Raw genomic sequence first — 14,306 nt, 5'->3', positions numbered from 1 at the left:
CATCTGCTAACGCAGGAGACATAATATCTACCAAGTATCCCGAATCTTGATCTAGAATAGCTTCCTCTACAATAATAGTAAACTCGTCTAAATACCCCTGATATTCTGCAGACACTCCTGACCGAGCATACGTCAACATTGGTAGAATCAACAAAAGACCTAAGCTCAGAATTCCTCCAAACGCCTTGCATATTTTTTTCATACAGAATTTATTCACCAAGTAATTAAGGACAGTCTACCAAAATCGTACCGGGATCTCGAGTGCATCATCATACTCCGGGATACCAGACGGATTGTCTTTTTTAAGAATCAACGCGCCACGATTATAAAGCGTTGGCATCTCAAATTCGAGAATCGCCGTAAATGGCACAAGCTCTTCCGTCATCCAATCAGATTGTGCTGTTGCGACCCCTTCGGCGATAATCAATCCATCCCAATTCACAAGCACCACCGGAAAACTCGCTTCAAAATACCAGGTTCCGCTCACCTCACCCGTCACTTTCACAGGATTTTCAATGACCTGTTCTGGCTCTAAATCGGTTAAATATAGAGTCTCCTGTTTGTTCGATGAAAACGCATATGTTTGATCCGTGGTGGGCGTTTGCGGGTTATGCTCTGGAAAGGATTGATAATAAAACCCTAATCCAACACCACCTGCAATCACCAACACCCAAAACACCGCAATCCCTATGAGCCAGTTATGTGGGGCAATTTTTTTCATACAATTTTACTTTATACGTCGTTGATCGACACATGTTACTCCACTGTCGCGAGAAAGGTCTGAATTACCTCAACAAGTGACTCTGGTGACCCAGACCAGTTACGTGGCTCATGCTGCATTGACGTCACGATTTCTTCTATGGTCATCCATTTGACCTCCTGCACCTCCCTATCTGTAAATGATAGGCCATCAATGCTTTTTGAACCTCGAAAAAAGTAGGTGTGAGTAAATTCTCTATTTGGATATTTGTCGCGTTTTCGAATTGGTCCTGCTAAAAGCTCAGAAGCAGCAACAGATAATCCAATCTCTTCGGCAAGTTCATCCACCACAGTTTGCTCCACCGACTCCCCAGCTTTAATATGACCACCAAAACGCGTGTCCCAGCAGCTTGGATACAAGTCTTTTGATGCGGATCTTAAGTGCACAAGTACCGAACAGACGTTTTCCTTATAATTGAGGTAATAGACGTGGACGGTTCGATGCCACAGGCCTAATGTATGTGCATCGACACGTGAACATACCTTGCCCGTCACCTTGTTTTGCTCATCAACAATGTCAAACTGTTCTTCCGTCATAGGCATTTATAAGACTATCATAACAGTCATCATTCAAAAAGACGAGGGACCAGCGCGTGTTTATAACCCAATAAACAATCGAATCAATACAGAGGCAATCCCAACCCCCAAGGAGCACAAGGACAAACGCAAGCGCATCCCCTTTATTCTTTTTAAACCAAGGTGTAAAGACCAAGATAAGTGTGAGGAGACAGGTTCAGCACAAAAAGCAACTGTGCAATCAACATAATCGTCGAAATAAATTGGCATTGGTTGCCAGCACGTTACTCTGACAACCAAATACTATTCATGTGCAACACCACGGAGATAGAGTTTTTCTACCTTCTCCCGAGCCCATGGGGTCCTTCGTAAAAACACTAAGCTTGAGTTAATACTCGGATTTTCCTTAAAACAGTTAATCCTTATCCTACTGGCAAGCTCTTCCCAACCGTATTGCTCGACCAACGTCTCAAGAATTGTTTTAAGTGGAGTGCCGTGCAAGGGGTTATTTTTCTGTGGGACTACCTCGTTGTTGATCATATTAATACCAGCTTACCAGACTTGGGTTCTAACGTCCCGTTTGGGTTAAAGAAAAACAACCGCCTCCGCGATTGTGTTTCTCTGGCTCCGATTGCTGAACGGGTTCAGAACCGTGAACTGGGACAACATTAAGCTTATAATAGATCGGTTTTTATACTGCCGCGTGCCAATCCAACGGCTCATCCCATGAACAATACGATTTAAAATCAGGAAGCAGTTGTTTCTGTAGACGATATGCCTCTTTCTCCCATGGAGATTCAATATCGTGACCCTTGCTTATAATATTCCCCTTCATGTCTGGGTATTTATCAGCCATATCTTGCACCATATGAATTAATTCATGCAATACAAGCTCGTCAGGATCAATACCTAGTGATCGCATATCATCATAACCCGTGTTGAACTCCACCGAATCTGAATCTATAAAATACTTTCCGATAACATACTGATCGATATCCTTCTCTGTGGCCGTACCGGTGCGCAGAAGCCGTTCACGTGTTTTTGTAAATGATACAGCATCCGATTTGAACACAACTTTTAAAACATCAACTGAGCCGATGTTCCTAGCCCCAACACGCTGAGACAACAAAGACCAAAACTTATTTCCGATTTCCAGCCATCGTCGCTCTTCGGAGTTCGTCTCTTTGATCTCTTGCTTAACATCTTCATCGGGCTGCTAGATATATACTCAGGACCACCTTCTTTGTTTCTATGCATACTCTTAAGTTTAGTCGAAATTATGAATGACTAGTTCTTCATTTTTCACAGTGTTCGCATTATACCAGTTCGAATCCCGTTTTGGGTAGGTTTAAAACAAACAAAAAACACTTGCTTGCACGAGTGCTTTTGGAATGTCCGCCGTCGCCACATTCGTCCTGTGGACTGTAAGGCTATGGCGGACCAGCCTTCGCCGATGTTCCGCTAGCTGCCCTCCGTCGCTCTACGTGCTTTTGGGGCACCGCCAGCCGAAGCCCTGCGATTCCTTGAATTTCTATCATACAGACAGTGTACGTGCGTAAAGTGATCCTTGCAAATAAAAATCATTATTTTCTTAGGGCAAGTATTAACAAATGGCCAAATTGGCAGTAGGGTTGCTCCGCAGATCACTGCAGGAATGGAGGCCACGTGGCTATTGTCGGAGAACAGGAGTTGAAGCGGATCTTTGCGGCGGCAGGACAGCAGGTAGATGCTGCCGGTGCATGTAGCCGGTGTTACCAACATGAGAATGAGTGGTGGAGCATAGACTGGAATTACTACTCTTCCAACACAGCGGAATGCAAGAGGTTCTGGGCGTACGTCAACAACCATGCCACACGATTTCGCAACATGGCCGTGGAGATTGGCGGATTCCCCGTAACGGTTCGCGACGGAAGACGTGAATGGCAAGGCGCCTTCCGCTACCACTCGATCGCCAATCCCGAGGACACCCTGCCGGAAGGAGACTACTGGAGCATGGGCTAGCCCCCTTCCACAGACAATGTAAGCCTCTCTCCTAGCCGCCCAATCGAGAAACCGCCCAGCTTGGCTGGAGGTTCACTTGATGGGCGGTTTCGATTTGGTAAAAACAAAAATCTTCGAGACAACGCCCGGAGACATTTGGCACGTCGCTCACGAGCGACGTGCCATGGCACCTTTAGTTTCTGAGGCCTTCATTTATCCGTTTTGAGAGCGGGACCGAAACCGAACCACTCCTCTTCACAGAAGACTCTCTAAGCCTTGCAGCCTTTTCAGAAACGAAAGCCTCGTAATATACGAGATTCCAGGTTCGTCTTAGTTTTGTAGATTTGACCTCTCCGCCATTGTGAAGCTTTAGTCTATTCTTTAGGTCACCAGTCGATCCTTTATAGAAATAGTCTGGCTCTTTCTGAGATTGTAGAATATAGAAATGCCACATATTGATACATGGTAACAGAAAAGACGTCCTGAGACGTCTTTTCTACTGTCACATTGTTGCGAACGAATGCCCACTTAAGCCTGGCATCAACTTGAATACCTAGCGTGGCAGGCCACGTCGTTCGCGAACGACGTGGCAGGGGTAGGAGGAATTGAACCTCCGATTAGGGTTTTGGAGACCCGCGTGATACCTCTTCACCATACCCCTCTCTTCAAAGCCGGCTAAAATGTAACATAAACGAGCAATCCAATCAAGCATAACGCTCCCCTTCTTGGCCAATCACTCCCAAACATTCCCCCACTCCAAGAATTGTCCACATTGTCAAGACACAGACGGCATATTAAGATAGGGACAAATCATAAACAACCCCTATGAAAATAACACAGAGACTCTCCCTATTCTTGCTCCCGCTCTTGCTCCTGGGCGCTGGTTGCAACCTGACACCCAATGCAGATCAGGATGATTTACGTGGAGACAGCCAGTTTGAGGATCAAGAATCCGTAGAAGCCTCAGACGAAGCAGAGGAGTCAGAATCCGTCGATGAATCTGAGAATGATACGGAAGATACCGACGTACTCAAAATAGAAGACCGTGACGACTCACGAGAACCAGAGGAAGATACGGATGACAATGCTCAGGCGCCAGAAGCTATTTCCTTCAATGTTGACGGTTTTCTGTTCGGCTACTCCGAAAAGGAGCTCCGCGTCAAAAAAGGCCAGGCTGTTACAATCAACTTTACCTCGTCTAACGGTTTACACGACATCGTCATTGACCAACTTCACGTCGCCTCAGACCGCATTAACACGGGCGAGAAAACGAGCGTAACATTTCTTGCGGATCAAGTAGGATCATTTGAATATTACTGCACCGTTGGAAGCCACCGTGCAAACGGTATGGTTGGAACGTTGATTGTAGAATAAGCGTTTCCACAAAACCACCCAGCATTCGTTGGGTGGTTTTTGTTACAAGAATTTATTTCTGTATTTTTTATCAAGTTGACCCTCAATTACGTCTATATACTATGATAGAATATATAAGATATGTCTGCGACAAAACAAACAGCCTCAAATACTGCTGCGCGACTTGTAAAGGAAGTTGGCCGCGTCGCCTCTGCACTCGAAAAACAAAATAGCGTCAAGAAACGTCTTCTTTTAGGTGTTGTCTTTGGTGTCGGAACAGCAATTGGCGCTTCTATTATCGCCTCTCTTATTATCCTCATTTTGTCCCAAACACTCCGCGTCTTTGGTGTTGATACAAGTGCCTTTAATCAGGATGCCGCGAATACTATCGAACAGCAGACAGAGATACAAACGCCTCAAGATTAAGAGACACTATGGAGGATCATCTTCAAAAAAATATTGACGCCATTGTGCATACCGCCATCCAACATCCGCCCGCCGCGGATGTACTTATTGTGTTTGACACAGATTCGGGCCTCGCGCATTTGCTCACTCATGCCTACAAAACCGTTTTGCCTAACGCGCAGATGGTCGAATTTAACCAAACGGCTCCCGAGGCAATCATTGATCAAATCAACATCCTCACGCCGGGCAGCCTCGTTGTCCTCATTCAATCGGCGAGTTTTAGGCTTAATAAATTTCGATTTCGATTAGAGCTGTTTAACCGTGGTCTGGCGGTGATTGAACATCCACATCTCAATCGCATGCCCGAAGAAGAGTGGGATACGTATATTGATGCACTCGCCTACGATGTTGATTACTATCGCACCGTCGGGCCAAAACTTAAATTGCTTATCGATAATGCTAAACAAATTATTGTCCGTGGTCCCGACGCCGAGCTTGTCTATAACACACCATTTGAGGAAGCCAAGCTCAACATTGGCGACTATTCAAACATGAATAACATTGGCGGGCAGTTCCCTATTGGCGAGGTCTTTACCGAGGCTGTCGATTTTTCTGGCGTCAACGGAACGGTACAACTTTACGCGTATGGGAATGAGCAAAGCCGAGTCGTGGTTCCAGAGGAACCCGTCCTTGTGGTGATCAAAAAGGGATTGATCACAAACACACCCAACGCCCCGACGTCCTTTACGGCGATTCTCGATATTATTCGTACCGACGAGCCTCTCTGGGTACGCGAGCTAGGATTTGGCCTCAATCGTGCCCTTACACGGAATCGTCGCCTACTGGACGTTGGAAGCTACGAACGTATGTGCGGCGTACACCTCTCCCTTGGACAAAAGCATACAATCTATGGTAAACCCGGGTTTCCCAAGCGCAATAGCAAGTATCACGTAGATGTGTTTGTGGATGTAACCACGGTAGAGATTGACGGCGTAATTGTCTATCAAGACGGCACGTACCAGGTTTAAGTCATTGGGTGGGATCACAGGTTATCTAAAAATGGGCTCAGTTTATAAAATAGCTTGGCCCCGAGTTAGACGAGGGTATTTTATGAACTGCGTCAATGAGACGTTCGCAGGAAACGTCGAATGTCATTTTTAGACAATCTGTGAGCCCGCGACGCATTCACATAATCCTACTAAGATGGAACCTCAATTCGACATCCTTGTTATCGGCGGAGGACCCGCTGGAATGATGGCCGCAGGTCGCGCAGGCGAACTTGGAGCCAAGGTTTTGTTGATCGAAAAAAATAATCGTCTTGGCAAAAAATTAAGTATCACGGGCGGCAGACGTTGCAACATCACCAATGCCGAATACGACAATCGCCTATTTTTAGAAAACTTTCCAGAATCCAAGCAGTTTCTTTTTTCCCCTTTTTCACAGTTTAATGTGGAAGACACGTTTACGTTTTTTGAAAGTCGCGGTCTCCCACTTGTCGTCGAGGATCAAAAACGCGCGTTTCCAAAATCACAAAAGGCCGAGGATGTCTGCAAGGTTTTGTCGACCTATGTACATGCGAGCAACAACGTTACCGTGCAGCTTAACGCCGCCGTAGAGTCCTTGATTGTCTCGGAAGGTATTCTTACAGGCGTTCATACAAGCAAGGGCGCGTTTTATGGCAGACGGGTTATTCTCGCCACGGGAGGGCTTGCCGCACCCGAGACCGGCTCCACAGGCGAAGGCCTTTCTATGCTGGCCTCCATTGGCCACTCGGTCAAAGAACCCGACCCAAACCTCGCACCGCTGCGTACAACCGCCGAATGGGTGCATCACCTGTCTGGCTTGAGTGTGGACGACATGGATCTTCGCTTCATTCAAAACGGTAAAACACAGCATAAAGTGCATGGGCGTCTTTTGTTTACGCATTTTGGTATCTCGGGCCCTGTGGTGATCAACGCCGCACACACCGTTAAAAAACTACTCAAACAAGGTGCACTTACGGCATCCATCGACCTTTTCCCGGATCTCAACCTTGGTCAACTCGACAAGCATCTGCAAGACGTCTTTGCGTCCCACAAAAACAAACAATTAAAATCCGTGTTCAAGGAGCTGGTGCAAAAAAAATTGAGTGATTGCATCTTGGACGGCATTCAGCCCTACATCGGCGGCATCCCTGTTCATTCCATCACCAAGGAAGATCGCAAAACACTCGCCCACATCTTAAAGGATCTCAATTTTCCTATTAATGGCACCATGGGATTTGCCTGGTCGATTGTGGCCGACGGAGGCGTGTCCCCAAAAGAAGTTGATTTTAAAACCATGGCGTCCAAGATCCACCCAAATCTCTACCTCGTGGGAGATACCATTGACATCAATCGACCCTCCGGCGGGTTTTCCTTACAACTTTGTTGGACCACTGGCTTTATTGCCGGGTCTCACGCTGCAGGTGCCTAAACAATCAATGGGAGTGTGTGGATTGGCATATCCTCACCAAAAACGATCGCCTCGATCCTATAGGTTCCATGTGTCGGGGCACTAATGTACCCATTCCACGCCATACGCGCAAAGGCTCCAGAGGCAATCCAATCCATGAGCCATTCTCCTGCGTATCGTGGATCTTCCATAAAAACGCCACCACCCACTTGCTCGATCCATTTTCTATTAAAATTTTCCTGTGATCCAACAGGCGGTGCAATGAGAATCGGAATACCTAGCCCCGCGTAAAAAGATAGCTCGGACGGTTTGGTCCACAAAATATCCACGGAATGAAGGAGTTCATGAAACGCGGAGAAATACGTCGCACGTCGTTTGTACGATTTGATCACGAGTGTTTTATTAAGAAGTGAACCGAGGTGCAGTCGTTGCGCCTCTTTTTTTAATCGTTCTCCTAGACCCGGCCTCGCGCCCGCCATAAGAATAAGCTTTATCTCCCCTCGTGCAAGGACATGTGCGAGGCTCTTGAGAATCGTCTTCGCTAATTTCTCCTGCGCTCCCGCTCCACCAATGGCAAACATCACTGTTGGCACATGGCCGTTTTGCGTCATTGGGCAAACACCCTTTCCTAGATGCGAATCAAGCACCTGTGCATGGAAGCTCCTAAAGATACCTTTTGGATCCAAGGCACACATGCGTCGAATAATGTCTGTCTTCAATACAGGTGCGTCTATTCCTCCAATCAAATCAGGCGGCAACGGAAATCCCGTAAGATGAATGAACTCGTCACGAACACCATAGAGCTTGAGTCGCTCCGCACACCGGCCGTTCCCAACGATGTAATGAATCCGACTCTTTTTTGGATCCCAAGGTGCCCACGCACGCGAGATGTCGGCATCGGTCGTCACACACCAAATGTCACCCGGATAATCAAACTCCTCCGCCATAAACGCCACATAGAAAAATGTGGTAATGATAGGAACGGGATTTTTTGCGAGCTTTTCTATCAAGTGACGACCCAAGCCTGCTCGAATTCCTGTATACATCTGCCTCAGTTGTATCGTTGGGTGCGACAAGTCGCGGCGAGGATAAAATAGCGCGACTTCCTGGCCTTTATCGACCAGTGTTTCGAATAACACATCGCCAATCAATGGAATCGACTTTAATCGCGACATGGTTTCATAAAACTGTCGAGATTTTTGCCACACGGCTCGATCCTTCTTTGGAATCCCCGGATAATTATTGGCAACAACAACACCTTCGCCTTTTACTGCGAGGTATTCCAATGATCGTGCAGGTCGCTCATGCCCATAGCCCATATCCGCTGCAACGATATGCGCATAATGCACATGTCCTCCTTTTCGCGAACCGTTCCTCATAGAAGTAAATTATAGCAAAGACAGAGGGAGCGATTGGGGATAGCTGCAATACTTGAGCTGTGCAAATCTTTTCAGCAAAAGAAAGCTTTATTTGTTATACTAATTTTATACATGTGGTTTTTTCTTTATTCTTTTCTTCTATAACTCACCACAAACAAGAATGTATGCCCCCTCCAATTAAGCGTATTCTCCTCGCAGAAGACGACACCATGCTCGCAGGTCTTTTAATTGATCGATTTAACATGGAGGGCTGGGACGTAACACACGTTGAGGACGGTCAAGCCGCCTGCGATATTATGGAGCAAGATTTTGATGTCATGATCCTGGATCTCCTCATGCCTGTCAAAGATGGGTTTGAAGTACTCAAGGAAGCAAAGAAAAAACATCTCTCTTATCCAATCATCGTTGCATCCAACCTGAGTCAGCCAGAGGAACTCGAGCGCACAACAGAACTCGGAGCAGCTGCAGCAATTCTCAAATCCAATATCGACCTCGACGGATTTGTAAAAGCGGTACGAGAAGTACACAACACCTATGTCCCAAACATCTAAAACACATTTGTTGCAAGACCCAACACACTCTCGCTTTGCTTGGCATGATTTAAAAAAGAACGCCACTCTTAGTAAATTTCTCCTCGATAATTTTCAAAATGAGTCTCACGGATCGCTATCCACCGTTGGGAAGAAAATCCTTAAACAGTTACGTACGGTCAACGAAGATCAGAATTTACTTCTCAATTCACTCTCTCTATTATCTCGTACGAGCCTCGGTTCCTTCCAGCCAAAATCCGTCCCCTGTCATGTTAAGGAACTTCTTCGCACGGCACAATTGGCAGATAGGTACACACTTGGAAAACGGCGTATTACCCTTACAGGAGAGTCGCAATTTTCTCTCGATCAAACAGTTGCCCAGGTACTTTTCTTGTTAGGTATAGGTATCCTCGCACGAGCCTGCCCAAACGCACGGTTAGCCTGCGAGCTTACTAAGACAACAAAAACACAAACACTTGGGTTCGCGGCGCATGGAAGTGCATTGCCAACCGTTCCGAAAACACTTTTTACGAATGCAGAGAAATTCACTTTAAAGCATCAACCTTGGTTTGGGCTGGCTGTCTACCTTGCTTCGCTTCCAACAATCGTTCAATCACTTTCCGGAACCGTTCGTTGCAAAGGCTCAGAGGAGCAAATAACACTCTCTTTTACCTTTCCCCTATGAGCACAAACATCCTTTTTGTCGACGACGAGCTCATCTACCGCGAGCAATACGGAGCAGCCCTTGCCAAAGCTGGGTTTACCGTTGTATTTGCAAAAGATGGAGAGGAAGCAATTGCAAAAATCCAGGAGCAACGGCCAGACCTCATTGTTGTAGACTTTGTTATGCCTATTATTAGTGGATTATCCTTACTTAAGAAAATCCAGCGAAAGCGTATTCCAACGATCGTACTTACGAACCTAGATGGTCAGACGGACCGAGAAGATGCGCTTGCCCTTGGCGTCAAGGAAGTCTGCACAAAATCGGAAGTAAACCCCACATTACTCGCTGAAAAAATTCAACGACTCTTTTCCTAACACGCATATGCATTTAGGGAAAAAATCACTTCTTGTCACGAGCACGCTGACGCTCATGACTGTTTTTGTCTATTTTGTGTTCCGTATTTTTGTATTGAGAGACACGCTTGCAATTTCTATCAACGCAATTGATACAGTCCTCATTGTCGCCTTTTACGTTGGAGAAATGTTTATTCTCTTGCATGCTGGCGGCTATTTTTACAGTATCATGCGCGCTCTTATGCGATATACACGTCCCGACCTCTATTACGCGGGTGAGTCGACGCCAAAGGTAACCGTTTGCATCCCAGCGCGCGACGAACCTCTCGGAATCGTTAAACGCACACTTATTGCCTGCTCCTTTTTAGATTATCCCAATTTTGAGATTATTCTTCTCGATGGATCCGACAAACAAGTCAATCGAGATGCGTACAAGCAGCTTTGTGAGGACTATCAGTTTACCTATTACGCGGTTCCAGAACCAAAGCATGGAGCAAAAGCAGGCGCTATTAACGATTGCTTGCGCGATGTGATTCGTAGCCATTTTATTGCCGTCTTTGATGCAGACTTCAGACCCAGTCGAGATTTTCTCAAAACCCTCGTCGCACAGATCACCGAGACTCCACATGTAGCGTTTATTCAAACGCCTCAATTTTACGGCAATATTGATACCTCCGTCGTGAGCCGCGCAGCCGAGCTACAACAATCCATCTTCTACGAATACCTTTGCGAGGCAAAAAGTGCTCATGACGGACTCTTTATGTGTGGAACGAACTTGCTTATTCGCACATCCGCCCTGCGAGAAGTGGGTGGATTTGACGAAACATCTATCACGGAGGACTTTGCCACATCTCTGCTATTGATGCGTGCCGGATGGGTGGGAAGATATTACAACTATACCGCCGCATTTGGAGACGGCCCGGTTAACCTTCGAGAATACTTTAGACAACAGTATCGTTGGGCACGAGGAACGCTTGATCTGTTCTTTAAAAACCTTCCGTATATCCTGTGGAGGCGAGGTCTTACAGTCGGACAGCGCTGGGAGTTTCTCCTTTCTGGCAGCTACTACCTGGTTGGTCTTTGCTGGTTTGTACTCGTGATGTTGCCGCCGCTGTACGTTTTTTTCCGCATTCCTCTCTATGCGGCAAATCCGTATGCTTATCTTCTCGCCTATGTGCCCTACTTCGCCATGACGGGATTCCTCTTTTTCCAGACATTGATGAGCAGACAGTACCGTGCCATCGATTGGCTGCGAGCCGAGTCTTTGACACTCCTCGCCGTTCCCATTTATGCCAAGGCGGCAATCGACACACTCCTCAGAAATAGGACGTCGTTTCAAACAACACGTAAAAACGCTTCTCGATTTGAAATTCCTTGGGACATGTTTGGTGCGCAGGTGTTCCTTATCGTGATCAACCTAGCCGCATTCCTGTTGGGCGTCTGGTATCTCTCTCAAGGGAGTCTGGACCTACCTCTCGCAATCAATACGTTCTGGTCCGCCTTTCATGGTTTCTTTCTCGCCTTTATTCCTCTAGAAGTCTATGCAAACGCCCGCAGATCACGCACCCGATAAGCTCCTCGTCATGGAAGAACACTTTCTGGATATTGTACGGTTTAAAATTAACTCACTCTTTAATTTTCTGAATGTCTCTACCTCTGCAGAGCGTGAAATTAAGAGTTTTTTAGAAGAACTCCAGACACTGACAAAAAAGAATATTCAACTTCTCAAAAAGTATGATGACTAACAGCGATTTAAAAAACTTTTTGCGTGATCTCCTCTATTTAGAAGAGGAGGCCTACACACTCGCCACAGCTCTAGATCCAGCTAGTCCCCATAAACAGCGCATCATCGATACTATTCACAAAAAGCAGATGATCGTTGCTCACATCGTTACTCTCATTAGCTAACAGCTCATGCATCCATCACGGAAAAAGGTCTCAAAAACGCAAGTCCACTGGGGCGTTTGGATACTTCTTCTTGTTTGTTTTCTTGGGTTTGCGCTTTTCCGAATGATCACCATCGCGCCCTACATACACGACAATCCCTACACGTCCAAACAGGCCGATGTTCTTGCATTTTTTTCTTACAACGAGAGTGTCCATTCGGATCCAATACAGGGCTGTTGGTACGACAGCGGGGATTACATTATCTTTGCCCCACGAGACGCTCTTGCCGCCTGGTATCTCTCCCTCGCCTATGCAGAATCAACAGACACGCATACGCGACAAGATCTTCTCGATGTGCTGCAATCCCCTCTCGCATGTCTCGATCAAATGATGCAATCAGGATACAAGCAATTCAGAGACCAACAAAGCCACGGAATTCAATTAAGCCCCGTCTTGCATGAACAAGAGTTTCCTCAAACAGCGTATCAACTTGGCGCACAAGAAGGACGGGACACGGCGCTCTTGCTCGCCCTCACGTATGAGAATCTTGGAGAGAGGGATAAAGCGAGTATCTACAGACAATTTGCACAGGAGCATGCAACGCAAACCTATTCAGAGCGCTGCTGCGAAGAAGGAAACCTCGCGTTTTCTGACAATCGACTCTACGCGCTCGAAAGACTCAACGGAGTCAATGAGCATGAATATGAGGGTCTCTGGGGTGCGCAGCCAATCGCCATAGCCGCCCTTGTCGAACAAGAGTTTGCAAAAATTGCAGGGGTTCTCACCTACGTGCAAGAAAATTTTACATCAAGCGGCCAACCGTTTGATTATGTGGGAGGCAATTATGATATTGCGGGAACCATTGTCTTGGAGCGTCTTTATGCAAAGAAAACTGGCGACCAACAATTTGCACCGCTTTCTAAGCATCTTTATGCGTACCTTCTCGGATACAACGACTATGGCACAGACTTTACTAATATAAAACCACATCATGCATGCACATTTTTCCGTGCTTGTGATTTAGAGACGGCCCTTGTAAACGGCGTTGACGACAGAAAAGTGGTGAGCCCCATGGACAAACCTTGGCAGGTAACCGAGGTGCAGACCTATGGACAGGCGATTTTTGTTCTGACACGTGTACTTCTTTCCGAGTATCCAATTGATTAGACTCTCTACTGCGTAATCGATTGAATGAGCAGATAGCCAATAGAAAATAATGTTGCGTCGACTATAGCGTGACTCACCCACGCAGAGAGAATGGATCCTGTTTTTTTGTACATCCAAGACCAAATCAATCCACCCACACCCACGAGCGTTCCAAACAAAAGCGTAAGTTCCCATGAGACAAACTGTGATAAAAGAACATAGTGATGAAGGGCAAAAAGGCCCGCTCCAATGAGCATCGCACTTAATGGTGATAGGAAGTTCTGTAGGCCATGCACCGCGTACCATCGCCAAAAGAGTTCTTCGAATAACGAATGAAAAACACTAATGCCGATCGCCACCCAGAAGTAGTACGGCAAAATTCCCACCTCTATAACTTTTGCCAGGATATTGCTCGAATACGTGAAAAACGTGTCGTAGAACGTAAAGAACGCACCAAGGATAAACCCACTCATCAGAACGCCTGAGACGACTCCATAGACTAGCGACATCAAAGCATTCTCTTTGAATAAGAGTCTTGGAAGTTTAAATTTCGAAACAATAAGCGCAACAGGAACGACAATCATAAGAACCTTGGTTGCAGAGTAGAACAGTTGTACGAAACCCGTGTCCGTAAATAAAACAAAGTAGAACAATGCTCCAAAAAACTGCAGGAACAGTGAGGTCACAAAAATTCCGATCCGTGTATCACGAGGGATGTTCATAGGTACAAAGTGTAGCACGGTTTCATAAAGCTTTACGGACAATGGATCCCCCGTCGTCATTGCGAGAAGTTTGATTTGATTTAATCTAGCCTGTCGCCCCCCCTTTTTTTTAGAACACGAATGTTCTGAAAGATAGAGCCACTGCACTGGTCCTCTTAAAACGCATGTGTTTGAAGATA

The 14,306-nt window shown here is 46.3% G+C and carries 18 protein-coding genes and 1 tRNA gene; 11 read left to right on the top strand and 8 right to left on the bottom strand.

All coding sequences use genetic code 11. The features are described from left to right. Positions 1-235: 235 nt before the first annotated feature. The 4 genes from COV06_00490 to COV06_00475 form a co-directional block, all read right to left on the bottom strand. Positions 236-721, bottom strand: a complete 486-nt coding sequence (locus COV06_00490) for a hypothetical protein (GenBank protein ID PIR47866.1) — start codon at positions 719-721, stop codon at positions 236-238. 35 nt (positions 722-756) lie between these two features. Continuing rightward, a complete protein-coding gene (locus tag COV06_00485) occupies positions 757-1,302 on the bottom strand; it encodes a hypothetical protein (protein ID PIR47865.1) in 546 nt (181 codons plus the stop codon). A 276-nt stretch (positions 1,303-1,578) separates the two neighbouring features. Further along, a complete protein-coding gene (locus COV06_00480) occupies positions 1,579-1,815 on the bottom strand; it encodes a hypothetical protein (GenBank protein PIR47864.1) in 237 nt (78 codons plus the stop codon). A 151-nt stretch (positions 1,816-1,966) separates the two neighbouring features. After that, positions 1,967-2,347 (bottom strand): hypothetical protein, encoded by a 381-nt coding sequence (locus tag COV06_00475; protein ID PIR47863.1) that lies wholly within the window; start codon positions 2,345-2,347, stop codon positions 1,967-1,969. Between the two features lie 593 nt (positions 2,348-2,940). Here COV06_00475 and COV06_00470 point away from each other — a divergent pair. Continuing rightward, a complete protein-coding gene (locus COV06_00470) occupies positions 2,941-3,276 on the top strand; it encodes a hypothetical protein (protein ID PIR47862.1) in 336 nt (111 codons plus the stop codon). Positions 3,277-3,448: 172 nt separating this feature from the next. Here COV06_00470 and COV06_00465 read toward each other — a convergent pair whose 3' ends face one another. After that, positions 3,449-3,709 (bottom strand): hypothetical protein, encoded by a 261-nt coding sequence (locus COV06_00465; GenBank protein PIR47861.1) that lies wholly within the window; start codon positions 3,707-3,709, stop codon positions 3,449-3,451. 133 nt (positions 3,710-3,842) lie between these two features. After that, positions 3,843-3,916 (bottom strand) — tRNA-Trp (locus COV06_00460). Positions 3,917-4,080: 164 nt separating this feature from the next. Between COV06_00460 and COV06_00455 the strand changes: the two genes are divergently transcribed. The 4 genes from COV06_00455 (at position 4,081) to COV06_00440 (ending at position 7,467) form a co-directional block, all read left to right on the top strand. After that, positions 4,081-4,629 carry a hypothetical protein gene (locus COV06_00455; GenBank protein PIR47860.1) on the top strand — a complete coding sequence of 183 codons (549 nt, stop codon included), beginning with the start codon at positions 4,081-4,083 and terminating at the stop codon, positions 4,627-4,629. 120 nt (positions 4,630-4,749) lie between these two features. Then, on the top strand, positions 4,750-5,034 hold the full coding sequence (locus tag COV06_00450; GenBank protein ID PIR47859.1) for a hypothetical protein: 285 nt from the start codon (positions 4,750-4,752) through the stop codon (positions 5,032-5,034). A gap of 8 nt (positions 5,035-5,042) precedes the next feature. Next, positions 5,043-6,041, top strand: coding sequence for a hypothetical protein (locus tag COV06_00445; protein PIR47858.1), 999 nt, complete (start codon positions 5,043-5,045; stop codon positions 6,039-6,041). A 175-nt stretch (positions 6,042-6,216) separates the two neighbouring features. Beyond that, positions 6,217-7,467, top strand: a complete 1,251-nt coding sequence (locus tag COV06_00440) for an aminoacetone oxidase family FAD-binding enzyme (GenBank protein PIR47857.1) — start codon at positions 6,217-6,219, stop codon at positions 7,465-7,467. Here the strand turns inward: COV06_00440 and COV06_00435 are convergent. Continuing rightward, positions 7,464-8,825, bottom strand: coding sequence for a hypothetical protein (locus COV06_00435; protein ID PIR47856.1), 1,362 nt, complete (start codon positions 8,823-8,825; stop codon positions 7,464-7,466). The two genes, COV06_00440 and COV06_00435, sit on opposite strands and share 4 nt — an antisense overlap. Positions 8,826-8,989: 164 nt before the next feature. Between COV06_00435 and COV06_00430 the strand changes: the two genes are divergently transcribed. From COV06_00430 to COV06_00405, 6 genes are all read left to right on the top strand, one after another. Then, positions 8,990-9,376, top strand: a complete 387-nt coding sequence (locus tag COV06_00430; GenBank protein PIR47855.1) for a hypothetical protein — start codon at positions 8,990-8,992, stop codon at positions 9,374-9,376. Further along, positions 9,360-10,040, top strand: a complete 681-nt coding sequence (locus COV06_00425) for a hypothetical protein (protein ID PIR47854.1) — start codon at positions 9,360-9,362, stop codon at positions 10,038-10,040. The genes COV06_00430 and COV06_00425 overlap by 17 nt, the downstream gene beginning before the upstream one ends. Next, positions 10,037-10,393 (top strand): two-component system response regulator, encoded by a 357-nt coding sequence (locus tag COV06_00420; protein ID PIR47853.1) that lies wholly within the window; start codon positions 10,037-10,039, stop codon positions 10,391-10,393. Before COV06_00425 ends, COV06_00420 begins: the two co-directional genes overlap by 4 nt. 7 nt (positions 10,394-10,400) lie before the next feature. Beyond that, positions 10,401-11,945: a hypothetical protein gene (locus COV06_00415; GenBank protein PIR47852.1), complete on the top strand. Its 1,545-nt coding sequence runs from the start codon at positions 10,401-10,403 to the stop codon at positions 11,943-11,945. Continuing rightward, positions 11,914-12,117 (top strand): hypothetical protein, encoded by a 204-nt coding sequence (locus tag COV06_00410; protein PIR47851.1) that lies wholly within the window; start codon positions 11,914-11,916, stop codon positions 12,115-12,117. Before COV06_00415 ends, COV06_00410 begins: the two co-directional genes overlap by 32 nt. Before the next feature lie 169 nt (positions 12,118-12,286). After that, the gene (locus tag COV06_00405; GenBank protein PIR47850.1) at positions 12,287-13,426 is read left to right on the top strand and encodes a hypothetical protein; all 1,140 of its coding nucleotides are present in this window, start codon (positions 12,287-12,289) and stop codon (positions 13,424-13,426) included. Between the two features lie 5 nt (positions 13,427-13,431). Here COV06_00405 and COV06_00400 read toward each other — a convergent pair whose 3' ends face one another. Beyond that, on the bottom strand, positions 13,432-14,187 hold the full coding sequence (locus tag COV06_00400) for a hypothetical protein (GenBank protein PIR47849.1): 756 nt from the start codon (positions 14,185-14,187) through the stop codon (positions 13,432-13,434). Positions 14,188-14,306 lie beyond the last annotated feature (119 nt).

It is taken from the genome of Candidatus Uhrbacteria bacterium CG10_big_fil_rev_8_21_14_0_10_50_16 (assembly GCA_002774875.1).
Classification (GTDB): Bacteria; Patescibacteriota; Patescibacteriia; order UBA9934; family UBA11717; genus UBA11717.
Note: the sequence above shows the minus strand (reverse complement) of the source record. Positions and strands in the feature narration are given on the sequence as shown.

Bases quoted from the DNA above. Each gene is read 5' to 3' on its own strand.
- COV06_00490 (PIR47866.1), bottom strand. From the start codon at position 721: ATGAAAAAAATTGCCCCACATAACTGGCTCATAGGGATTGCGGTGTTT.
- COV06_00455 (PIR47860.1), top strand. From the start codon at position 4,081: ATGAAAATAACACAGAGACTCTCCCTATTCTTGCTCCCGCTCTTGCTC.
- COV06_00410 (PIR47851.1), top strand. From the start codon at position 11,914: ATGCAAACGCCCGCAGATCACGCACCCGATAAGCTCCTCGTCATGGAA.
- COV06_00480 (PIR47864.1), bottom strand. From the start codon at position 1,815: ATGATCAACAACGAGGTAGTCCCACAGAAAAATAACCCCTTGCACGGC.
- COV06_00430 (PIR47855.1), top strand. From the start codon at position 8,990: ATGCCCCCTCCAATTAAGCGTATTCTCCTCGCAGAAGACGACACCATG.
- COV06_00405 (PIR47850.1), top strand. From the start codon at position 12,287: ATGCATCCATCACGGAAAAAGGTCTCAAAAACGCAAGTCCACTGGGGC.
- COV06_00485 (PIR47865.1), bottom strand. From the start codon at position 1,302: ATGCCTATGACGGAAGAACAGTTTGACATTGTTGATGAGCAAAACAAG.
- COV06_00440 (PIR47857.1), top strand. From the start codon at position 6,217: ATGGAACCTCAATTCGACATCCTTGTTATCGGCGGAGGACCCGCTGGA.
- COV06_00465 (PIR47861.1), bottom strand. From the start codon at position 3,709: ATGTGGCATTTCTATATTCTACAATCTCAGAAAGAGCCAGACTATTTC.
- COV06_00400 (PIR47849.1), bottom strand. From the start codon at position 14,187: ATGACGACGGGGGATCCATTGTCCGTAAAGCTTTATGAAACCGTGCTA.
- COV06_00450 (PIR47859.1), top strand. From the start codon at position 4,750: ATGTCTGCGACAAAACAAACAGCCTCAAATACTGCTGCGCGACTTGTA.
- COV06_00415 (PIR47852.1), top strand. From the start codon at position 10,401: ATGCATTTAGGGAAAAAATCACTTCTTGTCACGAGCACGCTGACGCTC.
- COV06_00435 (PIR47856.1), bottom strand. From the start codon at position 8,825: ATGAGGAACGGTTCGCGAAAAGGAGGACATGTGCATTATGCGCATATC.
- COV06_00420 (PIR47853.1), top strand. From the start codon at position 10,037: ATGAGCACAAACATCCTTTTTGTCGACGACGAGCTCATCTACCGCGAG.
- COV06_00445 (PIR47858.1), top strand. From the start codon at position 5,043: ATGGAGGATCATCTTCAAAAAAATATTGACGCCATTGTGCATACCGCC.
- COV06_00425 (PIR47854.1), top strand. From the start codon at position 9,360: ATGTCCCAAACATCTAAAACACATTTGTTGCAAGACCCAACACACTCT.